The sequence below is a fragment of the Kitasatospora sp. NPDC032150 genome, from assembly GCF_055579945.1.
Genome location: NZ_JBVIMH010000039.1, coordinates 45,226 through 66,032 on the forward strand (window position 1 = coordinate 45,226; position 20,807 = coordinate 66,032).

17 protein-coding genes and 3 pseudogenes are annotated in these 20,807 nt (G+C 71.0%); 8 read left to right on the forward strand and 12 right to left on the reverse strand.

Going from position 1 to position 20,807, the window contains the following annotated elements; translation table 11 throughout:
- The first annotated feature begins 140 nt into the window (after positions 1 to 140).
- Together ACZ5ON_RS31060 and ACZ5ON_RS31065 are read left to right on the forward strand one after the other, a co-directional pair.
- Entirely contained in the window at positions 141 to 1,262 is a 1,122-nt protein-coding gene (locus ACZ5ON_RS31060) for a TIM44-like domain-containing protein (protein ID WP_465599673.1), read from the forward strand.
- Positions 1,263 to 1,274: 12 nt separating this feature from the next.
- A pseudogene (locus ACZ5ON_RS31065) lies at positions 1,275 to 1,915 on the forward strand (hypothetical protein).
- Positions 1,916 to 2,307: 392 nt separating this feature from the next.
- On the opposite strand, the gene ACZ5ON_RS31070 reads toward ACZ5ON_RS31065, so the two are convergent.
- Positions 2,308 to 2,961: a DUF7691 family protein gene (locus ACZ5ON_RS31070; RefSeq protein WP_465599675.1), complete on the reverse strand. Its 654-nt coding sequence runs from the start codon at positions 2,959 to 2,961 to the stop codon at positions 2,308 to 2,310.
- A gap of 120 nt (positions 2,962 to 3,081) precedes the next feature.
- Between ACZ5ON_RS31070 and ACZ5ON_RS31075 the strand changes: the two genes are divergently transcribed.
- Positions 3,082 to 4,404, forward strand: a complete 1,323-nt coding sequence (locus ACZ5ON_RS31075; protein ID WP_465599677.1) for a hypothetical protein — start codon at positions 3,082 to 3,084, stop codon at positions 4,402 to 4,404.
- Between the two features lie 71 nt (positions 4,405 to 4,475).
- On the opposite strand, the pseudogene ACZ5ON_RS31080 reads toward ACZ5ON_RS31075, so the two are convergent.
- Positions 4,476 to 4,622, reverse strand: a pseudogene (locus ACZ5ON_RS31080) (IS6 family transposase); the annotation flags it as partial.
- 127 nt (positions 4,623 to 4,749) lie between these two features.
- On the reverse strand, positions 4,750 to 5,355 hold the full coding sequence (locus ACZ5ON_RS31085) for a helix-turn-helix domain-containing protein (protein WP_465599679.1): 606 nt from the start codon (positions 5,353 to 5,355) through the stop codon (positions 4,750 to 4,752).
- 144 nt (positions 5,356 to 5,499) lie between these two features.
- Here ACZ5ON_RS31085 and ACZ5ON_RS31090 point away from each other — a divergent pair, with 144 nt between their 5' ends.
- Together ACZ5ON_RS31090 and ACZ5ON_RS31095 are read left to right on the forward strand one after the other, a co-directional pair.
- Positions 5,500 to 6,486: an alpha/beta fold hydrolase gene (locus ACZ5ON_RS31090; RefSeq protein WP_217562430.1), complete on the forward strand. Its 987-nt coding sequence runs from the start codon at positions 5,500 to 5,502 to the stop codon at positions 6,484 to 6,486.
- Between the two features lie 298 nt (positions 6,487 to 6,784).
- Positions 6,785 to 6,961 (forward strand): annotated as a pseudogene (locus tag ACZ5ON_RS31095) (IS256 family transposase); the annotation flags it as partial.
- A 232-nt stretch (positions 6,962 to 7,193) separates the two neighbouring features.
- Here the strand turns inward: ACZ5ON_RS31095 and ACZ5ON_RS31100 are convergent.
- From ACZ5ON_RS31100 to ACZ5ON_RS31135, 8 genes are all read right to left on the reverse strand, one after another.
- The gene (locus ACZ5ON_RS31100; protein ID WP_465599682.1) at positions 7,194 to 7,733 is read right to left on the reverse strand and encodes a hypothetical protein; all 540 of its coding nucleotides are present in this window, start codon (positions 7,731 to 7,733) and stop codon (positions 7,194 to 7,196) included.
- Positions 7,734 to 8,395: 662 nt separating this feature from the next.
- Entirely contained in the window at positions 8,396 to 9,016 is a 621-nt protein-coding gene (locus ACZ5ON_RS31105; protein WP_465599684.1) for a hypothetical protein, read from the reverse strand.
- Entirely contained in the window at positions 9,004 to 10,824 is a 1,821-nt protein-coding gene (locus tag ACZ5ON_RS31110) for a DNA/RNA non-specific endonuclease (RefSeq protein ID WP_465599686.1), read from the reverse strand. Before ACZ5ON_RS31110 ends, ACZ5ON_RS31105 begins: the two co-directional genes overlap by 13 nt.
- Positions 10,821 to 11,696: a sensor domain-containing protein gene (locus ACZ5ON_RS31115; RefSeq protein WP_465599688.1), complete on the reverse strand. Its 876-nt coding sequence runs from the start codon at positions 11,694 to 11,696 to the stop codon at positions 10,821 to 10,823. Before ACZ5ON_RS31115 ends, ACZ5ON_RS31110 begins: the two co-directional genes overlap by 4 nt.
- Positions 11,697 to 11,733: 37 nt before the next feature.
- Positions 11,734 to 11,961, reverse strand: a complete 228-nt coding sequence (locus ACZ5ON_RS31120; RefSeq protein ID WP_465599690.1) for a hypothetical protein — start codon at positions 11,959 to 11,961, stop codon at positions 11,734 to 11,736.
- A gap of 55 nt (positions 11,962 to 12,016) precedes the next feature.
- Positions 12,017 to 13,975 (reverse strand): LppU/SCO3897 family protein, encoded by a 1,959-nt coding sequence (locus ACZ5ON_RS31125; protein WP_465599691.1) that lies wholly within the window; start codon positions 13,973 to 13,975, stop codon positions 12,017 to 12,019.
- Positions 13,972 to 14,943, reverse strand: a complete 972-nt coding sequence (locus ACZ5ON_RS31130) for a protein phosphatase 2C domain-containing protein (RefSeq protein ID WP_465599693.1) — start codon at positions 14,941 to 14,943, stop codon at positions 13,972 to 13,974. The genes ACZ5ON_RS31125 and ACZ5ON_RS31130 overlap by 4 nt, the downstream gene beginning before the upstream one ends.
- Positions 14,940 to 15,623 (reverse strand): vWA domain-containing protein, encoded by a 684-nt coding sequence (locus ACZ5ON_RS31135; protein ID WP_045306214.1) that lies wholly within the window; start codon positions 15,621 to 15,623, stop codon positions 14,940 to 14,942. The genes ACZ5ON_RS31130 and ACZ5ON_RS31135 overlap by 4 nt, the downstream gene beginning before the upstream one ends.
- 220 nt (positions 15,624 to 15,843) lie before the next feature.
- Between ACZ5ON_RS31135 and ACZ5ON_RS31140 the strand changes: the two genes are divergently transcribed.
- From ACZ5ON_RS31140 to ACZ5ON_RS31150, 3 genes are all read left to right on the forward strand, one after another.
- Positions 15,844 to 18,180 carry a helix-turn-helix transcriptional regulator gene (locus ACZ5ON_RS31140; RefSeq protein WP_465599696.1) on the forward strand — a complete coding sequence of 779 codons (2,337 nt, stop codon included), beginning with the start codon at positions 15,844 to 15,846 and terminating at the stop codon, positions 18,178 to 18,180.
- A complete protein-coding gene (locus ACZ5ON_RS31145) occupies positions 18,177 to 19,127 on the forward strand; it encodes a DUF6801 domain-containing protein (protein WP_465599698.1) in 951 nt (316 codons plus the stop codon). Before ACZ5ON_RS31140 ends, ACZ5ON_RS31145 begins: the two co-directional genes overlap by 4 nt.
- A 493-nt stretch (positions 19,128 to 19,620) precedes the next feature.
- A complete protein-coding gene (locus ACZ5ON_RS31150) occupies positions 19,621 to 19,914 on the forward strand; it encodes a hypothetical protein (protein WP_465599700.1) in 294 nt (97 codons plus the stop codon).
- A gap of 436 nt (positions 19,915 to 20,350) precedes the next feature.
- Here ACZ5ON_RS31150 and ACZ5ON_RS31155 read toward each other — a convergent pair whose 3' ends face one another.
- Positions 20,351 to 20,641, reverse strand: a complete 291-nt coding sequence (locus tag ACZ5ON_RS31155; RefSeq protein ID WP_465599702.1) for a hypothetical protein — start codon at positions 20,639 to 20,641, stop codon at positions 20,351 to 20,353.
- Positions 20,642 to 20,807: the final 166 nt, after the last annotated feature.

Consider the following 20,807-nt stretch of genomic DNA (forward strand, 5'->3'; position numbering starts at 1 on the left):
GCGGTGGGGGCGGCGGTCACGGGTTCGGGGGCGGTGGCAGCCATGGCGGTGGCGGTGGCGGCTTCCACGGGTCGACTGGCGGCGGCTCCGGAGTCGGCTTCGGGACCGGGTTCGGAGCCGGTAGCGGTGGGCTCGTCGCCGTGCTGGTGATCGTGGCCGTGGTCCTGCTGATCCTGTGGCTCAGGTCCCGGCGCCGCAAGGCGGCGTTGACAGGCGGCCTGAACACGGTCCCGGACCGTACGGCGCACCGTGCGGACGCGCAGGCGCGCGAGCGCTCGGCCCGGGTCTCGGCCCGGGTCGATGCCATCGCCGACACCGATGCGACCTTCGACCGCGCGGCGCTCGAGCGCCGCGCGGTGTGGCTGTACGTGACGGCCCAGCGGGCGTGGACCGGACACGATCACGCCACGCTGCAGCGGATCCTGTCCCCGGTGCTGTACGGCAAGTGGGCCGAGGAGCTGCGCGACTACGAGTCGCGTGGCGAGGTCAACGTCGTGGAGATCGTCGACGGTCCGGTGGTCGAGCTGGTCGACGTCGCCAACCGGGCGGGTGAGGTGAACGACACCGTCACCTTCCGGATCACCGCGACGCTCCGCGACTACGTACGCCGCGGCGACGGCCGGCAGGCCGTGCGCAAGGACGGCTCGACGCGCCCGGTCGAGTACTGGACGCTGCGCAAGAGTGCGGCCGGCGAGTGGATCGTGTCCTCACTCGAGCAGGCCGCCGAGGGAGCGCACCACCTGAGCAGCGCCATCGAGACCGACGGCTGGGACCAGAAGGAGGTTGCCCGGGACGCGGTGCTCGAGGTCGCGCAGAAGAGCACGGTCACCAAGGCGAGCGACGTCCTCTCCCTCACCAACATCTCGTGGAGCACGGACGCCGACACTGCCGCCGGCGATCTGAGCGTCCTCGACGGCCGGTTCGACAGAGCGGTTCTCGAGGTCGCCGTCGAGCGGTTCCTCGAGGAGTGGGTCATGAACGACGGCAGCCTCGACTTCACCCCCGTCCGCACGGCCCGTCGGACCGTCCTGCGCGAGGCCACCGTCACGTCGGTCACGGTGCGCTCGCTGGTCTCACGCGACCCGGTCGTCTTCCGCGTCGCGGTCGACGCGCAGGGGGTCTACTACGAAGTCGACCGCCGCACCGAACAGGTACTGCGCGGTGACGCGCACAAGCGCAGGCCGATCGCCTTCACCTTCGACCTGCGGCTGGACGACATCTCGGCCAAGGCATGGACCGTGATCGCCACCGACACGCAATAGCCACGCCCCCTCGTGCAGTCGCTCTCCGACAGCAGCGATCCGTTGGCCGCGGCGTTCCCAATCGAGCTCCCAAGTGATGCCGAGGCAGTCCGGGCGGTGATGCCTGTTTCTCGGTTCCAGCCGCGTGCCCCGTTCTCCGTCGCTGTGGAGGGCCAGCTGGGTTCGATCCCCGGGCGCCTCTACAACCACGAGCCGCCACTGACGCCGTGGCATCGCTTTCGCCGCGCCAACGGCAGCTTCTGCACTGCCTGTACTCAAGGCGCAGCGGCGGGGTGGTCAGGCAGCGCCATCTGGAGAAGGTCGTTGGTTGCACGGACCCGTGGGTTGTGCCCTTCGTCGTGCAACTGGTCGGCGAGTACGTCGTGGAGATCCTTGTGGTCATCTGCGACGAGCTCCGTGATCTCATCGCACCCGGCACCAGCGGCCACCTCGCCTACGGGCAGTTCATCGTGGACAACCCGGCCTTCTTCGCACGCACGCAACGGCGGGTCGTGAGCTACTGGAGCTGCTACTACCGCGGCGCCTATGCGAGCTTCCAGGGCTACCCGGGGTGCACTCTTCTTGACCTCCTGCGGTCGGCCGCCTCCGACAAAGCTGGGCGTCCCTGGCCCGACCTCGCCCCGGCCGGCGCCAGGATGGACGGCTACTGCTAGGACCGGGCCAGAAAGGTCGCCCGACCCATCAAGCTGCATCGGCGAGGGGACGTCCGCCCCAGTGGATGCCCTTCTCAGGCGCTCCGTACCAGCGCGGGTTGTAGGTCCCGCGCCGTGTACCGCTTGTAAATGGCCTGTGGCCGGGCACCCCACGCCAAATTCCAAGATCTTTTGCGGCTTTCCGGTGCGCGGCCCCAACGACTGACATCCTGACCGCCATGACGAACAGTGACATCAGGATCGCGGCGCGTGGCGAAGAGTGGTTCGAGTGGGCCGGCGCCGCCATGCCGAACAGGCCGCCTGGCCGGGGCCGGACGACCATCCCGCCGGGGCGGGCGGGGAGCACCGTGGAGGCCGTCCCGGGAGGCAGTCGAAGGGCCGTGCTCCTGCGGTCAGCCGGTGATCGAGAAGAAGATCGTGTCCGAGTCGAACCAGTCGAGGGCGTTCGTGGCGCGCTCCCACTCGGTGTGTTCGAATTCGAGCTTGTCGATCAGGAGCTGCAGGTCGTACCGGAAGCTCTTGTCGACGAGATCCAGGACCGCCCGGTAGGCGTCGGCGGCGGGCCCGGCCTTGGCTAGGGGGAGCATCCCGATGTGCGGGCCGTCCACGGGGTAGGGGATGAGGAAGGGGATCTCCTGCGGCGGGCCAGAGAACAGGTGGTCGTGCATCAAAAAGTCACTGGGCACGCCCAGACGGGCCAGTTCCTGGTCGAGGACGCTGAAGAAAGTGCTGGGCTTGGAGTAGACGCCGAGATCCGCGGGGTCAGACGCGTTGCAGTCGATGATGTGCTGGAGCGCACGGTAGTAGGCGCCGGCCGCGTACTCGGCGTCCGAGTTCGCGTGACCGGCGATGAGGTGGTCGAGAGCCTCGGGAACAGTTATGCCCAAGTCGATGCCCTGCCGGTCGAGTGAGAGCTGGCGCGTCTCCGCCATCTCCCGGATCACGGGCAGGAGGCGCTGCTGGTCGTCGGTGAGCCGATCGGCGGCTCCGATGAACCCCAGGACGTCGGCTTTGGCTGCGGTGCTGTACGAGATGATCCGGCTCATGATCGCCATAGTGCCACCCGTCAACGACACCGGAATGGCGGGGCAACGGTCCGCGCCGGTTCGGGTTCACCGATGCCGACCTCGGTCTTGCTGTCGGTGGGCCGGTGCAGAATTCCGATCATGAACCGGACGCCCACCCTGCCCATGACCATACCCGCATCGCTGGCCGTTACTTACGGCCTCGACCCGGCGGCTGGCGGGTGGGCCCCGCAGCACGCCGTGGCCACGCCGGACGGCGACACCTACGTGGTCTCCACCGTGTGGCGCCCCTGGCGCGGCACAGGCGATCCGGCCGACCCCGCCCACTGCCCGCTGAACTTCCGCTTCATCACCCGCTACGCCCCGGACGGAACGCCCGTCGCCACCGCCGTGTTCGGACATCCCCGGCCGGACGCCACCGCGTCGGCGATCATCCCGGACGGGAGCGGTGACACCATGGCGGTCCTCCCGGACGGGACAGTCGCGCTCGCTCTGCGGCCGGGCAGCACCCACCTGTTCTCGGCCGACCTGAGCCAGGTCCTGGCCACGTGGCCGATGCCCTGGGGCTTCGAGGAGGAGAAGGCCAGGGCGGGCGACCCCTTCGCCGCCTCGATCGCCGTCACGCCCTCAGGTCGTCTGCTCTGCACGACCTCGGAGTACGGGCTCAAGTGGGCTGGCGCGAACACCAACATCGTCGCCGTCTCCGATCCGGTCACCGCGCTCGCGCCCGGCTCCAAGCCCACCCTGCGGGCCATCGCGAGCCTCCACGCGAACACCGACCGGCAGACCGACGCCGACCAGCACCCCCACGTCGTCTTCGGCGACGCGCCGGTGTGCCGGGACAACCGCCCCTCGCCCACGCTGACCGACCTCCTGTCGGACTTCACCGGCACCTCCGGCAGCTTCTACAACTACGAGGACTGCACGATGACCCGGCCCTCCGCCCTCGGCGACGACCTCTTCGTCGTCCCGGTCTTCGGCCGGACCTTCCGGTCGGGAAGCCGCGGCCAGGAGTTCAGCTTCGCCCTCCTCGACGACCAGGGCACCCTGCGCGGCCGTTTGGAGGGCCTGCACCGCCACGACGACAGCCCCTTCACCGGCCTCGACTTCACCGTCACCGCCGACCCGCACCGCGGCCGCGCCTACCACCTCAACCGGTACGGCCTCTACGCCTGGACCGCCGACGGTCAGCTGCGCTCCCACATGTCCACCACGGTCAAGCCCTACACAGCCCTGAAGAACTTCGAGCTGCTGGAATGCACCCCGGCCGGCGAGATCCTCCTCCTCCACCGCAAGCAGCGCCTGCTGCTGCGCGTCCCGGTGCCGCAGGACCTGGACACCCTGCCCGCCGCCGTCGAGACCGCCCTCAAGGCCTACGGCTCCGGGCGCCTCGCGCTGAAGAAGCAGTATTCCCCGGTCGACTGGTGCTGGCTGGAGTCCACCAGTCAGGTCGTCCACCTCTGACTGGGCGTTTAGGCCCTGAACATACCTATTGATGGTCTCCCATGAAACCGTCCGGGCCTGGTGCGACCGCACCAGGCCCGGACGGTTTCATGGGAGACGACGATCCCGCGGGCGAGGAGCAGTTCCTCGACCTCGCGGTAGCTGAGCGGGAAGCGGTGGTACAGCCATACCGTGTGGGAGATGATCTCCACCGGGAACCGGAACCCCTTGTACGACACCGCTGCGTCCGTCTCCACTGCCGCCCCCTTCCGGATGATCAACAAGCCCAACGATCATCCCTTGCCCGGGCCACCCCGCTCAACCTGACAGTGCCTCCAGGACGTCAGGCCGTTCGTTCGCTGTTTGCTACCGGGCCCTGGGGCCGGGGGCGGGTGGGGTGCGCGGTCGCAGGCGCTCTCCCTGTGGCCCGAACATGATCAGGTACTCGACCGGGCCGCCGGGGCCGGCGTTCGCGACCCCATGGGGATTGCGGGTGTCGAACTCGGCGACGTCCCCGGCACTCAGGACGAGGTCCTGGTCGCCGAGTGCGAGCCACAGCCGCCCGTACAGGACGCACAGCCATTCCCAGCCGTCGTGGGAGACCTGCCGGGGCCGCGCGGGCGGCTCCTGGACGGCGGGTAGGACATGTTTGTGGGCGTGCAGGCCCCCGACGTACCGGGTCAGCGGCAGCACCGCCTTGTCGTCGCCGAAACGCTGGAGCGCGGAGGTGCGGGGCTCGGCGGCCGGGGCGGTGCCGGCCAGCTCGTCCAGGGAGACGCCGTACTCCTTCGCCAACTGCAACACCACTTCCAGGGTGGGCTTGCGTCGGCTGGTCTCGATCCGCGACAGCGTGCTCGGGGAGATGCCGGTCGCGCAGCTGACGCCGGTGAGCGTGGAGCCGCGGTGTTCGCGTGCGGCCCGCAGCCGGGGGCCCATCGCCGCCAGCGCGTCGGCCACGTCGTCGCCTGTCACCCGCTCTGCCCCCTTCCGGACGTGCCGCTCCACCATCCTGTCCTGCAAGTTTGCCAGATTGGCAAGTGCAATCGCGGTGGACGGTCGCTGCGCCGCATGATCGATGCGTACCTGCGTCCACCCGCGAACCGAGGAGAAGACCCCATGCAGCCCGAGCCGTCCGCCGCACTCCGCCACCGCACAGTCGAGGCCCCGGCCGGGCGCCTGCACCTGGTCGAGCAGGGCACCGGCCCGCTGGTCCTGCTCGTGCACGGCTTCCCCGAGTCCTGGTACTCCTGGCGCCGCCAGCTCCCGGCCCTCGCCGCGGCCGGCTACCGGGCGGTGGCGATCGACGTGCGCGGCTACGGCCGCTCCTCCAAGCCTGCGGAGACCGACGCCTACCGGATGCTGGACCTGGTGGAGGACAACGTCGCCCTCGTGCACGCCCTCGGCGAGGAGAACGCGGTGGTCGTCGGCCACGACTGGGGCTCCAACATCGCCGCCACCTCCGCCCTGCTCCACCCCGAGGTCTTCCGGGCCGTCGCCCTGCTGAGCGTCCCGTACGCGCCACCCGGCGGCCCCCGCCCCACCGACATCTTCGGGCAGATCGGCGGCCCCGAGCAGGAGTTCTACGTCTCCTACTTCCAGGAGCCCGGCCGGGCCGAGACGGAGATCGAGCCTGACGTGCGGGGCTGGCTCGCGGGCTTCTACGCCGCCCTGTCCGCCGACACCATGCCCGCCCAGGGCGAGCCCGACCCGCACTTCGTCGCCCACGGCGGCCAGCTGCGTGACCGTTTTCCCGCCGGCATCCTCCCGGCCTGGCTGGCCGAGGACGACCTCGACGTTTACGCCGGAGAGTTCGAGCGCACGGGTCTGACCGGCGCCCTCAACCGCTACCGCAACGTGGACCGCGACTGGGAGGACCTCGCCCCCCACCGCGGAGCCCCGATCAAGCAGCCGTCCCTGTTCATCGGCGGCGCCCTGGACGCCTCCACCACCTGGATGTCCGACGCTATCGACGCCTTCCCCACCACCCTCCCCGGCCTGACCGCCTCCCACCTCGTAGAGGGCTGCGGCCACTGGATCCAGCAGGAACGCCCCGAGGAGATCAACCGTCTGCTGACCGGCTGGCTCAACACCCTCACGGGCTGAACCGTCAGGCGCGGCCGGGGCTTCTGTACACGGAACAGTTCGGCCCGCGTACCCGAGCGCAGCGGCTACGGCCGGGTGCTGCGTGATTCTCACAAATGACCAGTTGCGAGAGTTCTGCGAATGCCCCGGAGCCGCTCACGAATCCGCAGGTCGCCGTTCGCAGAACCCCTCGCAAAACCAGCAGGTTGTGCGAGACGGTTCTGAGAGAGCGTGTCCGAAAGATCGTGTAAGTCCGTGACGTGACAGTCTGGCCGAGGGCTCGGCCACGGGCTCTCTGGCCAGGCGGAACGGACGAGTCATGACGGACGAGGCGAACCCGGACGTCGAGCCGGTCGATGAGCGGCTGGTGGACGAGGTCGTCGATCGGTTGATGGACCGCGCCGACGCGTCGGGTGCGGCCCTGCTGGGGGAGGGCGGGCTGCTGACCCAGGTCACCAAGGCAGTGCTGGAACGCGCCCTGGACGCGGAAATGACCGCCGGCGGGCCCCGCCCGTGGTGTAGTGCAGCAGGCCGTCGGGGATGACGGCGCCGCCTGGGCCTACGCCGTAGCGGTGGTAGACCTCGGGCAGGATGTCCAGCGGCGCGCACTCGTCCCCGGCCTTGCGGGCGCTGGCGACGAAGGCGGCCGACGTCGTCCGCGGTGTCCTGCAGCTCCCGGACCTTTCGCTGCAGCTCGCTGATCTGATGGCTCGTGTCGTACGGGGTTGTCACTTCCGCGCCTCCTTGCCCGTGTTGCCGGCGGGAAGGCTTGCGACGGCGCCCACGGCGACGCAAGCCAGGACGGCAAGGACGAACCAGGCACTCACCACGTGGAATGCGACTGCGCTGAGGAACACTGCGGCCGCCCCGAGGAAGAGTGCGCCCCACCGCTGGTGCCCGTGCGCTTCACCGGATGCGGCCGGCCGGGCCCTCCGCCCCATCGCCAGTCCGGTCACGAGCAGGGGCAGGAGAAGGAAGAGCCACCCCCATCCCACCAGGCCGAAGAACACCGCACCGGCCGTTGCGGCCGTGACGGCGGCGAATCCTCGCGCCGTCCAGACAACGATCCGGGCCGTCTGGTGGCGCGCCGGTGCCTCGCGCAGAGCGGGAACCTCATTGCCGAACGCGAGCAAGGCGTCCGTGGCATCCAGCAGCGCGTTCAACGCCCCGTCGTACCCATCGTCGCCGGCCTCCATCCCTTCGAGCGCAGCCTGCCGTGTCCTCACCTGCGCCTGCAGACGTTCGAACCGCGCGGAAATCCCGTCCACCAACGCCCCCTTTCAGTCCATGGCACGGCCACCCGCCGAGAGTACTGGGGTACACGGACAGTTCGGTGGGGAATCCGGAATGTGACCAGTGCGACGGTGGATCGACGGCCCAGATGGCCAGGGGCCCGGCCGCCGGCACAAGAGCCTCACCGACCCTGGACGCCGCGCCCGACAGGCCGATGGTGAACTTACCCCGCAGGCTGGTGCCGCTCGACCGCCCTGGCCTCCCGATGGACGAGCTTGTCGACGTCGGCCCGGCGGCACCAATCAGTACTTCCGCACCCAGGACCTCTGGCAGACCGACCAGCTGTTCCCACTGCAGGTCAAGGGCCGGGTGATCACCCGGCAGTTCGACGCCGCGGCCGCCGACCCCGGCTTCCCGCAGATGTACGTCAACTTCCTCAGCTACGCCGGCGGCCTCTGACCAAGACCGCCGAACAGACCCTGATAGACCAGTCCGTCTACCCCCAACCTGGCCGCCCGCACCGCCCAGCCCGCCCGCTACGGCCTCGTCCCGGTGGACTTCTCCGATTTCCACGTCAACGTCCTGCAGCTGCTCATCGACAAGAACTTCACCGCCTCATGGGAGCTGCCGGGTCGTGGCCCGCACGCAGCGGGCCGCCCCGGCACCCGAAGGCACGGGGCGGCGGACACGCCGTCAGTCATTCCCAAGGGTTGGTCCCCGACTCCCACGCGGCTTCCTCGTCCTGGTCATGCAGGAATCGCGGCCGGGTGACACCTCGGAGGGAGGTGTCGCTGATCGGCCATTCCTCGAACCCGTCACGCAGCAGCCGGAGCAGGAATTCGGCCATTCCGCCCGGGTACACGGACCAGGCGAGTTCGAAGCGCGAGTACACCGCGACCGGCCACCGGTCGGGATCCGAATCAGCGGCAATCCAGGCAAAGGTGTCGGCCGCGGCCGTCTCTCCCCAGATGAGCAGGTCGTCCAGGCGGTACTCCCCGGCTTGGACGGGAGCAGCCCAGTTGTTAACGGTCGCGTCGGCGATCGCGTGAGGTGCGAGCGGTGACACCTTGTTCTGATACGACTCTTCAGAAGTGACGGCGGGCATGCGGATTCCCACCATCTCCTCGATCGAACCGTGGCCGATCAGTGCCACGAAGGCCCGGTAGTCGGCCGGGAAGGGTCGACCGTACACCGCCTCGGCCGCGTTCCAGTCGATGACGTCGCCGCGGGTCGGCCCGATGACCGTCAGTTCCTTCGCGAGGTCTTTTACCACGGCAGGCACCCGGCTCTGTCCGTCGCTCATTTCTACGGTTCCCATCCGGTCGGGGCGTCCTTGCCCATGTTGTGCCACTGCTGATCCTTCAGGCTGAAGATGTCGTTGGGGACGTAGTTGTCGAAGAGTTTCACCGCCCCGACGCCGGGCGTGTACTTGGTGGCCTGCATGTGGAATTGGGTCGGGACCACCCTTGTCCCGTTGTACTCCGGGGTCACGGTGTAATGGACGACCACGCCGATCTCATTGTTCAGCACCTGCCGGACTTCATTCTCGTAGGCGGCCATATTCCCGGTGTGGTGAGGCGGCGATCCCCCCATGTTCGTGGAGTTCGCCGTACGGGAGCACGTGGCGAGGTTGTCGTAGCTGGTGCCCGAGCCACCGAGCGAACCGGCCAACAGGTGGCAGGCGTTGCGCCAGAACTTGGCAGGCCGGTCGCCGAGGCCGGACGCGTATATCGCCGCCCAGAGGTATGCGGGTGGAGCCACCGTCTTGGTGTCGGTTGCGGTTCCCTTGTTGTTGTCGATGAAGTCCTTGGTGAGGCACGCCTCCGCGCCTTGGGCACGGCCGGACCGGTCGACCGGCAGGTACGTGCGCCATCCGCCACCGAAACCGCTCCGGCAGTCGGCGGGATCGGAATCGGGGGACGGCGGGTTCGCGGGGCCGGGCTGGGACGGGCTCGGCGCTTCCTCGACGGACATGACCTCGTCGACGACGCGCTGCTCGCCGGCCTGGTGGACGACGAGCCCGCCGGATGCCAGCACCTCCGGCGTCGGGGCCGGGAGGGCGGCGGCCCCGGGCGCTCGCACCCGCAGCGCCGTGTAGCGCCCGTTGGGCTTGCGGAGCAGCCCGTCGTAGGTGACGGACGGGCTGCCGAGGTTGGCTGCCTGCGCGGCCGGGAGCCGCCGGACGGCTTCGGGTATCAGGTACGCCGTGCCCGGTCGCATGTCGACGGTGGTGCCGTGCTGCTTCGCGTACTGCTTCAGTGCGGAGGCCCAGGGCTGCCGGTAGGGGGTGTCGCCGGTGTCCTCGTCCTGGCTCATGGACCGGTTGCCGGCCTGCGGGGCCGGAGCGGGCGCGTCACCGCCCTGGTCCATCGTGGCCGCCGGGTTCGACGGAGCGGAGGTGAAACTCTGGATCACCTGCGCCATCTGCGCCAGCAGTTGCTGGCTCTTGGACTGGAGCTGCTGTGTCTTCGTCCTGAGCCCGTCGGCCTTCGTGTCATTGGCCTTGGAGGCGGCGTCGAGCTGGGAGGACCTGGCGTCGACCTGGGAAGCCTCCTGCTGGATCTGGCTCTCCTCGCCCTGGATCTTGTCCTCCACGGCGTTTTCCTGGCTCTTCTCGGCCTCCAGTTGGCGCGCCTCGGCGTCGTAGGCATTGGCTGCGGCCGCCTGCGCCGGCAGTTCGAACCTGTTCGGTTTGGCGTTGTGGGCGGCGATCTTGCCGTCCAGGGCCTTCGCGCGTTCGTTGTGGCCGCTGATCTCCTGGTTCACCGCGGCGACTCTGGTGTTGAGCGCGGTCTTGCTGTCGCGTATGGCGGCGGACTCCTTGGTGATCCGCTCCGCCTCGGCGACCACGTCCTTCTCCTGCTGCGCCAGCTCCGCGGCCTGCCGGTTCGCGTCCTCGATCTCCACCAGGAGGGTCGCCAGGGCAGCCTCGAAACCCCGGGGCGCCACCAGCGGAACGGGGGCGAGCGTGCCCGCCTGCGCCGTCACCGCCACGGCATCGGTCGCCGCGATCGTCTGCGCTCCCGCGGCAACGATCGGCGCCAGGAGCGCAATCAGCACGAGCTGGACGATGAGGGGCAGCGTCCGCCGGCGGCGCGCGGCCGCCCTGCGCGGGAGCGGGGTCATCCGGTCACCTTCCCGGCGAGCTCGTCGGCGATCTTCGAGGTGGTCGGCGCGCCGTCACCGGCCTGACAGACGGCGACCTGCACCAGGCTCGTGTCCTTCACCCGCGCCTGGTGGTAGCAGGCCCAGCCCGCAGCGCCGTCCTGGGTCGCCTTCCACGCCATGACGACCGCGAACGGCGCGTGCGCCGTGTAGGTCCACTTCGAGGTGCGTCCGGACTGGTCGGTGAGTGTCGAGGACGGGCACTTGGTGAGGCCGTCGGTGAGCGCGCGGAAGGCTGCGGCCGCCTTGTCGCTGTCCGGGAACACGCCGATCACCTGGTTGACGGTGTAGCTGCCCGAGCCTGCGGCGTCTTGGTAGGTCGCCGACAGGAACGCCTTCCACGCCTGCCCGTAGACCGACTGCGTCGTCGGTCCGGCGGCGACAGCGCATTCCGACGGGGTCGCGGCGAGCGGGGCGTGTGGCTGGTTCGACTGGGGCCCGGTCACCAGCGTCGTTCCGGCCAGTTTGCTGACGCCGTCGGCGCTGAGCAGGTCCGCCTGGACGGTCCCCTCGGCGATGTGCGGAGGGAGGCCCGTCGGCTGTTGCGGCCAGAACCACCACCCGATGCCGGCCAGCAGGAGACAGGGCACCACTGCGGCCACCAGCAGCCGCCAGTGGCGCAGCACCCCGACTCCGCGGCGCGCTGCCCGCGCCCCGGGCGGCGTCACCGACGCGGCCGGCGGTTGCGCGCCCGGCCCGGCAGCCGGTTGCACGGGCACGGACGGCGCCGTGCCGCCGCCGCGGCCGAGCTGGGGCGGCACCGCGCGTGGCGTCTGCTGCCAGGTGGGCGGTGCCGGTGTGGCCGGGTCCTGGTTCCAGTAGTGCTTCGTCATGACGTCCTCCTGGTCGCGGTGTTCGGGTCGGCGCCGTTCATCGGCTGCACGAGACGGCGAGGAGGAACAGGAGGAACAGCACGGCGAGGAGGCCGAGGCAGCCGATGCCGCCCTCCGGGTTCTTGGTGTTGGTCTCGACCGTTCCGCCGGGGTACAGGCCGGGGTGGCGGTTGGTGTAGTGCGCGATCTGTGCCCGCTCGCCCTGGGACTCGGTGCCCCAGGAGGTCTTGAAGCCGCACTCGCCGCACCGGTAGCGGTATGCCATGTCAGGTCCTTGGACTTTGTCGGTGGGATGGTGGATCGGTCGCCGCTCGGCGGGGTCAGCGCCAGCGCCAGCAGACGGTGTAGCCGAGGTCGGGGAACTCGTTGGAGCGCCAGTAGGTGGAGGCGTCCTGGCCGCAGAACGCGGGGTAGTTCGGCGTGCTGGTGCGTCCGGTGACGTAGACGTTGGAGCGGTCGCAGCTGCCGACGTTGGTGAAGGTGGAGCCCGACTTGGACAGGCATTCGCGGACGGTGGCGTAGCCCGCGTCATCGGGGAACACCATGGACAGGCACTGCAGGACGTCTTGGTCGGCGCCCTTGGGGCCGGAGACGGTCCGCCACTGGTTGTAGTGGGGCCAGCTGTCGCACTTGGAGTGGTCGCTGGTGCCGCGGTAGACGGCGAGGACCTTGAAGGCGCCGGTCCGGCAGGACAGCAGCGACCACGGGCCCGCGCCGTTCGGCCCGAAGACGCAGTCGCCCTGCCGGGCGTGGTAGGAGTCCCCGCCGGAACTTTGGTAACTGAGGCACAGGACCCGCGAGTAGCGCTTGGAGCTGACGCTCTCGTCGTTGCCGGGCACGTTGGCGCAGCCGTCCAGGTCGGTGCTGCCCTCGTTGATCCGGACGACCTTGAACGTCCCGGTGGTGCAGGTGGTCGGGGTGAGGTCGGCGTGACCGCTGGTCCCGGTGTCGAAGAAGCAGTCGCCGACGCCCGCGGTGGCGACCGGATCGGTCGGACTCGGGCTCGGGGTGGGCGTGGGTGTCGGGGTCGGGGTTCTCGGGCGGGTGTTGCTGAGGGTCGGATCGGGCTGCGGGGTCCGGTACGAACTGCCGGCGGAGCGCGATGGGTGACTGACCGTCAGTGGGTGGCTGTCGGCGGCCGAGCGGGCGTCGGCCGGGTGGGAGTCGTCACGGTGGGCCACAAACAGCAGCACTGCCACGACGGCGGCCACGGCGGCGAGCACCTTGCCGACTCCGGCCGCCGTGCTGCCCACTCCCGCGCCACCTGCTGCCGAACCCGCCGAACCTGCCCCGCTGTTGACGCGCGGTCGCGGGGCAGCCGGCCCGGTCGGCGGCTTCGGCTTCGCTCCGCCGGCCGGCTTCGCTCCCCGGGCGACTTTCGGCCCGCGGCCGGGCTTCGACTTGCCGGACGCCGAGGCCAGTTGCTCGGCCCAGGCGGCGGGCGTCGGCCGGGCGGCCGGGTCCGTCCCGAGCGAGGCACGGGCCAGGTCGCCGAGGGCCGGGTCGATCGCCGCCAGCGCGGCCGGGTCGGTCGTGCTCTGGTCGCGGGCGAAGAGGCGGACGGCGAGCAGGGCGAGCTTGTAGGTGTCGCTGTGCCGGGTCGCCCGTTCCTCGCCTGCGGGGACCTGCCAGTCCGGGGTCTCGGCCTGCGGCAGCACCGTCGCAAGGTCGGTGCGGGCCGCGTCGCAGTCGATGAGGAAGCACTCGGGCTGCGGCGCGAGGGCGAAGAGCAGGTTCTTCGGCGAGAGGTCGCCGACGGCGACGCCGAAGCGGTGCAGCCGGTCGAGGGTGGTCGCGAGGTCGGCGAGCAGCAGCAGCCGGTCCCGGTCGGTGACGGTCAGTCCAATTCCGGCGACGTAGGCGTCCTCGTTGAGGAGGTACTCCAGGGTGGCGAGCCGGGGCAAGCCCTGGTTGCCGGCCGCCAGGGTCCGGAGCGTGAAGCGGAAGCGGTCGGGGACGGCCCGCATCAGGAACCCGCACGTCTGTCCGCCGCGCCGGACCACGGCGGCCGGCCAGGCGGTCTTCTCGCACAGCCAGCGCCCCTGTTCGCCGGTCAGCCGCCCGGGCAGCGCGACCGCAGCGGCCAGCGCGGCCGCGTCCACCTGCGGCAGCACCGCGGGGGCGTACTCCTTGTAGACGACCTCCCAACCGCCGTCGGCCGCCGACTCGTTGATGCGCTTGTTGCGCACCCGGTGGACCGATCCCTGGCCTCCTCGGCCGAGTTCCCCGTCCAGGGCCAGCGTGGCGAACTCGACCGGGGCGGCCGGCCGCGCGCTCACCTCGCTCCCCCGGCCCGGGGCCAGATCGCCAGCAGGGTGCGGTCGTCGTCGAAGGTCTCCCGGGTGAAGTCCAGCACGTGGCCGAGCCACAACGGCGGCGGCGGCGACGCGAGCTGGCGGGCGAACAGCTCGCCGACCCGGCCGTCGCCCTCGCCGAGCGGGTCGCCGAACCCGTCGGTGCCGACCAGCAGCGTCCACGGCTCGGCCAGCCGCCCGACAGCGGTCTCCGGCCAGTCGGGGACCAGGGGAAGCGGGGAGACCTCGTTGCTGACCAGCGGCGTGCCCGGTACGGCCTTGCCGCCGAACAGCGGGTGATAGCCGCCGCCGGCCCGGTCGAGGAACCACGCCCCGGAGTCGCCGATCCGGAACACTTCGGCCTCCAGGACGTCGCCCGTGGCACGGACCACCCCCGCCACCAGGGTGGTCGCGTACAGCCGGGCCACCTCGGCCGCCTGCGGCGCGGCGACGCCGAGCCGCCACCGCGCCAGTTCGCGCAGCCGTTCCACGGCGTGGGCCGCGACGTCGGCGCCGTCCAGCCGCTCCGCGCCCCGGTCGAGCAGGTGCAGGATGCGTTCGACGGCGGCCCGGCACGCCTCGACGGCGCCCTGGTGGGACTCGGCGGCGCTGGACACGCCGTCGGCGACCGCGAAGACGATGCTGCCGGTGGCCTCGTGCACGGCGGCGCGCGCCGCGTCCTGGCGCGGCTGCCGGTAGTAGCGGTGCTTGGCGCCGCGCACGGAGGCGAACCGCAGGGTGAGCCGGTCGGTGGACCAGCCCTCGCACTCGCTGTCGGGGAAGTCGAAGGCGTACTGGCTGGGCGGCCGGGCCTCGAACTCCAGGCCCGGCACGTCCACGGTGATCCGCTGCCACGGTGCCCGGTCCGGCCCGGCCGCCGGGGGTGGCCCGGCGGGCCTCGGGGGCGCCGCCGGCGGCGTGGGGTCCGGGTCGCCCCGGCGGGCGGGCGTCACCGGCCGACCTCGTCGATGGCCATGGTGAACTGGTCGGGCCGGTTCACCACCAGCTGCGGGTTGGCCGAGTTCAGGGCGTGTCCGGAGGCCACCAGGCTCATGGTGAGCGAGTGGAAGAACTCCGAGATCGCCCGGCCGACGTCGGTTCCGGACTTGGCGAGGAAGGCGAACTCGGGGCGGGTCGCGACGTCGACCATGGTCTGCGCCCGGGCGTCGCCGAGACCGCAGGCGATGATGTTCGGCGCGGTCGGCGTGCGGTCCCGGTCGGTCAGCTCCGCGTGCGGCGCGTGCCAGGACGAGCCGTCGGTGGGCTGGCCGTCGCTGAGCAGGAAGACCACCGGGCGGTGCACCCGGTAGCCCTCGCCGCGCAGCCACTTCACGTCGCCGGGGATCCGCTGCAGCAGGTCCTCGAAGACGGCCCGGTAGTTGGTCACCCCGCGGATCACCAGCCGGGGCACCGTGGTCTCGGTACGCATGTCGGCCACCGCGAGCCGAACCTGCACGTCGTCGGAGAAGCCCAGCACGGCCAGCCGGAGCTTGGCCGCGACCATCGGCTCCGCCCGCAGCCCCTCGCACAGCGACGCCACCCCGTCCCCCAGCTCCCGCTGGTACGGGGCCATCGAGCCCGACTCGTCGGCCACCACGTAGGCCGGCAGCAGAACGCCCTTCGCCTCCGCCATCGCAAACACCGCCTCCCTCAAGTTCACGCAACTGGTGTCGCGGACGGGGCGGCCCGGGCCGCGCAACGAGGTGCGCCCAGGGCCGCGGAACCACTGTCCGCACCACCGATGCTGGCGTCGCGCCAGGCAAACGCACAGGTCACAGCGCCGGTCATATGTGACCGGTCATCAGCGGTAGGCTCGCCCTCGTTCTTTCGAATCTTCGGGGGAAGGGCGGGTCGTGGCGGAGACGCTCGGAGCACTGCTGCGGCAGTTACGGAAGCAGGCCGGTCTGACGCAGTTCCAGCTCGCCGAGCGGGCTGGGCTCGGCGAGAGCACCGTCCGCCGGATCGAGACCGACCGGCCCTTCGACCACCGGCTCGGCACCATCAACCGCATCGCGGACGCGCTCGACGCCGGCCCCGAGGACCGCCGCCGGCTGAGCGCCCTCAGTGGCGGCACCGTCCCGGAAGCCCCGGTGCCCCCACCGGAACCACCGCCGCCGCCCCGGGACCACGGCCCGCTCGCCGACGCCGCCGAGGAGCTGGCCCGCGAGAGCCGACAGCGCTGGCGCCGCGAGGAGGCCCAGCACCGAGTGCACCACCCGTTCGCACTGCCGGTGCGCTGGCAGCAGGTGTCGGCGGGGGTCGCCGACCAGTCGGCCAACGCCCACCTGCTGGCCCCCGGCGAGGCCCGCACCGAACCGGACCTCAGCGGCGACCTGCGGCGGGTCGCCGAGATCTACCAGCGCGTGCCGTCGGGCCGGCTGGTGGTCCTCGGCCGGGCCGGATCGGGCAAGTCGATCCTGGCGGTCCGGTTCGCCCTCGACCTGCTGGACACCCGCACCCGCAACGAACGGGTGCCGGTGATCTTCAGCCTCGGCGCCTGGGACCCGACCACCGTGGCCCTGCGCGACTGGCTGATCGCCCGACTGCTGCGCGACTACCCGCACCTGGCCCGGCGGGTCCCCAGCGGCAAGACACTGGCCGCGGACCTGCTCGACGACGACCTCGTCCTCCCCGTCCTCGACGGGTTCGACGAACTCGCCGAAGACCTGCGCGCCCCGGCCCTCGAAGCACTCAACCTCTCCCAGCTGCCGCTCGTCCTGACCAGCCGGCACGCCGAGTTCACCGCCGCCGTCCGAAAGGCGCACGCCCCGCTGGCCGCCGCCGTCGTCCTGGAACTGCGCGACCTCGACCTCGACGACCTGCGCGGCTACCTGCCCCGGACCGACCCGGCCTTCCCCGGGCCCGCCGACACCGACGGGCAAGGCGCGACCTGGGAGGCCGTCCTCGACCCCGCCCGGACAGCGGAAAGCGCCGGCCGCGCCAACCTCGCCGCCGCGCTGCGCACCCCGCTGATGATCGCCCTCGCCCGCACCATGTACAGCGACCACCCCGAACGGCGGCCGGGCGAACTCCTGGACACCGCCCGCTTCCCCGACCCCGAGGCGATCGAGGAACACCTGCTGGCCGGGTTCGTCCCCGCCGTCTACCGCCCCCGTCCCACCGAGCGGCTCGACACCGCCCACCGCCGACCCGGATCGTGGGACGCGGAACGCGCCGAACGCTGGCTCGGCCACCTCGCCGACCACCTGACCCGGCTCGGCCGCGAACGGCAAGACCTCACCTGGTGGGAGGTCGGCACCGGCATGAGCCGCCTCTCCCGCACCGTGATCATCGCCGTCCTGGCCGGCATCGCCTTCGGCGTCACCACCGCGGTCGGCAACCTCCCCGTCGACCTGGTCGCCACCACGCACAGCCTCCGGTTCGCCGTCGTCCGCGGCCTGCTGGTCGGCATCCTGCACGGCCTCGCCGCCGGCACACTCTTCGGACTCGTCTACTGGCACGCCTCCGCCCGCGCCGCCCTCAAACCCTCGCCGGTCCGTATGCGGCTCGGCATCGGCACCCCGACAACCCGCCGCAACGCCCGCATCCGGTTCCTGATCGGCCTGTTGGGCGGAGCGGCCGGCATGGCGCTGCTCGTCCTGGTCGACGAAGGCCTGGTGGCCCCGCTCGGCCTCGCCGACGGACAGGGCGCCGGCCTCGCCGCCGGGCTTGTGTTCGTTGTGCCGATCGCCCTCTCGACCGGAGCGGTCTTCGGCCTGATCGCCCTGTTCGAGGCCCCAGTCCGTCCCGAATCCGTCGTCAGTCCCGCCGACCTGCTGCACATCGACCGCCGCAACGTCGCCTACCACCTGCTCATCTGGACTCTCGTCCTCGGCATCGGCGTCGGTCTGGTCAACGGCATCGTGTACGGGCCGCTGCGCGGCTTCGAGGTCGGCCTGGTGTTCGGGCTGGAGGGCGCGTTCGGCGCCGGGCTCGGCTACGGACTCAGCCTGACCGCCTGGGGCCAGTGGGTGGCACTGGCCCGCATCTGGCTGCCGCTCACCGGGCAACTGCCCTGGGCGCTGATCGCCTTCCTGGACGACGCCCACCAGCGCGGCGTGCTCCGCCAGGTCGGCGCGGTCTACCAGTTCCGCCACGCCAGGATCCAGAGCCACCTGAGCCGCAGCCACCAGCAGCGCCACGGCCGCGAACAGCGCAGGCGCGACCACTCGACGAAAGGGGCACAATGAACGCCGAATCCCGTACACACCGCCCGAGCAGGCGCACCCGGCGCGCGACCGTTGCCGCAACCGCCACCGCCCTCGTCGGCACCCTCGCCAACCCCGCAGCCGCCCAGCCCGCCACCCCCACCCTGCACTACACCTGCGTCTTCCCCACCATCGGCGGACAGCCCATCACCGCCAGGATCTCCGCAGACATCCCGGCCACCCTGCCCGCCGGCGAGTCCAGCCCCGCCTTCGCCATCCACGCGGCCGCCACCGTCGAAGCCTCCTTCACCCTCGGCCTGCGCTACGTCCTCGGAGTGCGCACCATCGAAGGCTCGGTCGACGCCGAGACCCGCGTCCTCGCCCCGCAGGACGAGACCGCCGTCCCCGTCCACCTCACCATCACCCGCACCGCCGTCCCCGCCTCCGGTGCCTTCGAGATCCCCGCCACCGGCAACGCGCCCCAACTCTCCTTCACCCGCCCCGGCACCGGACGCGTGACCGCCGGCAGCTTCACCCTCCACCTCGTGCCCAAGGACGCCGACGGCAACCTGGCCGGGCCCGGCCGGGTCGACGTCCCCTGCACCCTGAACGCAGGCCAGGACAACACCGTCGCCCCCTTCGAGGTCACCCCCGCGAAAGCCTCTCCCACTCCGTCCCCCACCGCCCCTCCCTCCGCCCCGGCCCCATCCTCCGCAAGCCCGGCCACCACCCCGCCGGGAACAGACGCCTCCGCCGTCGCAAGCACCGCCTCCGCAAGCACCGCCTCCGCCACCATCATCCCGCCAGCTCCTCCACCGCCAGCGTCCGCCCCCACCACAACCGACGCCCCGCGGGCGCCAACCGCCCACCTCCAAAGCGCCGGCCTGGTCACCGCCGCGATCGCCGCAGCCATCGCCGCAGCCCTTGCCGCTGCCGCCGTCCTCCACCGGCGATCCAAACGCCGTGGAGCATCCGAGCCCTCAGCCTGACCATCCGCGATACTCGGCCAAACCCAGCCCGACGAATGCTCCCGTTGTCGGAGCGCGCCGATTGTCCACGCAGCATCGACAGAATCAGTGCCCATCGAGCGTGGAATCGCGCGTTCCCACAGGACCCAGTGCCCATCGAAGCGCGGGCCCTACAAGCGCTATGAACAACCGAGTGCTGCCGGCTGATCTGCCTCGGCCCTCTGGGTGTCAGCGCCAGCCCGCAGCGTCTGGCGGATGACGACCGATGACGCCGTTATCTGGAACCGGCTCGCCGCCTTGCTACCGGAGCCCGAAGCCCAAGGAGTCAGGGACTGCTGGGCCATCGGGGAGCAGGAGGCGGGCCTTGGTCTGCTCGTCTCCGGCCTCCTCACCCGCCGCGTACCGATCAGCCAGGCGGACAGGGCACAGATCTCCGTGCTCGCGGAGGCATGGGGGAGAGGGAGACGCTTGCCCCGGCATTCTCGAGTGCCGTGATGACGGCACGCCGGCTCGCGTGAGGCTGGTAGAGCACAGCAGCGTCACCGCCATCGAGACGGCAGGGGGGATCGAGGGGGACCTGGCCGACCTCGTTCTCGTACCGTGGATCGACTGCACGAGATGCGGCCGGGTCCTGATGCGCGCCCACGCCCGAGAAAGCTGGGGAGGGCTCTCCTGTCTCGCCCACCACTACATGATCACACTCCCGGACCGCGCCACGGTCCTTCGGGTGTTCCCAGACGACTCCGAGAACGTCGCCTTCGCCGTGCTCCTCCAGGACTGCTCAGAGCCATCGACGGTTTCTAGCTGACAGACGGCGTGAGGTTCTCGTCGCGCAGGAAGGAAGGCGTCATGGCGGATCACAGAGGAGCAGGCGCTCCAGACGCTCCGAACCGCTGGTCTTGAACCGTTCACGGCGTATCCGGGCTATGACGTACCGTGGCCTTCGCGGTGCACTACCTGTGGCCAGCCCACGGCGCCGCTCTTCGCGAACCTGAAAGGCCGTCAAGGTGGCTGCGTGCCCTGCGGACAGGCCACTTCGGCCGGTCGCCGGACGCTTCCCGCGCAGCAGGCAGAGGCCCTCATGCGGGCAGCCGGCCTTGAGCCCCTGGATCCCTACCGCAAACGCCCGGGTCCGCTGGCGCTCTCGAGCGTGTCCGACAAAATCCGTTGACGTGCGGTTGTGTGCTGTTCCTAGCCCCGTGCTTCCCCTCGCTTTGAAGATCATTTCCCCAACGCCGCTGCGTTTATCGTCGCGGCCGGGGCACAAGCCCGTCTTCCATGATCACGACCTCGGCGTGGAGGGTGTACTTCTGGGCGGCGGCAGGGTGCTTGCCGAAGTTGGGGACGTACTTGCTGGAGGTCTTCAGGCTGCGGGCCTTCATCCGCTGGCGGCGACGTGCGGGCAGGAGGTTGGCCAGCAAGGCGAGGCCGATCGCGCCGACCAGGCGGACCGGCCCTTCGGGGAAGACGCCATCGGCGGTCACCACCTGGTCGCGGGCGGCGTGCAGGGCGACGGTGAAGCTGAGCCGGTTCATGTCCAGGCCGGCCTGGTCGGCGGCATCCGCGGCGGTGCGGATCAGCGCCTGGTAGACCGCCAGGATTCCGTTAGACCTCCTGTTCGAGGTCGGCAGGGTGGCTGGAGCGAAGGACTCGACCGTCGATCATGGTCGCCTTCACGCTCGCGTAGGTGGTCTCCGCCTG

Coding starts and splice junctions, on each gene's coding strand:
- ACZ5ON_RS31070 (WP_465599675.1), bottom strand. CDS start 2,961: ATGAGCCGGATCATCTCGTACAGCACCGCAGCCAAAGCCGACGTCCTG.
- ACZ5ON_RS31110 (WP_465599686.1), bottom strand. CDS start 10,824: ATGACCCCGCTCCCGCGCAGGGCGGCCGCGCGCCGCCGGCGGACGCTG.
- ACZ5ON_RS31075 (WP_465599677.1), top strand. CDS start 3,082: ATGAACCGGACGCCCACCCTGCCCATGACCATACCCGCATCGCTGGCC.
- ACZ5ON_RS31145 (WP_465599698.1), top strand. CDS start 18,177: ATGAACGCCGAATCCCGTACACACCGCCCGAGCAGGCGCACCCGGCGC.
- ACZ5ON_RS31090 (WP_217562430.1), top strand. CDS start 5,500: ATGCAGCCCGAGCCGTCCGCCGCACTCCGCCACCGCACAGTCGAGGCC.
- ACZ5ON_RS31120 (WP_465599690.1), bottom strand. CDS start 11,961: ATGGCATACCGCTACCGGTGCGGCGAGTGCGGCTTCAAGACCTCCTGG.
- ACZ5ON_RS31135 (WP_045306214.1), bottom strand. CDS start 15,623: ATGGCGGAGGCGAAGGGCGTTCTGCTGCCGGCCTACGTGGTGGCCGAC.
- ACZ5ON_RS31105 (WP_465599684.1), bottom strand. CDS start 9,016: ATGGGAACCGTAGAAATGAGCGACGGACAGAGCCGGGTGCCTGCCGTG.
- ACZ5ON_RS31115 (WP_465599688.1), bottom strand. CDS start 11,696: ATGACGAAGCACTACTGGAACCAGGACCCGGCCACACCGGCACCGCCC.
- ACZ5ON_RS31155 (WP_465599702.1), bottom strand. CDS start 20,641: ATGAACCGGCTCAGCTTCACCGTCGCCCTGCACGCCGCCCGCGACCAG.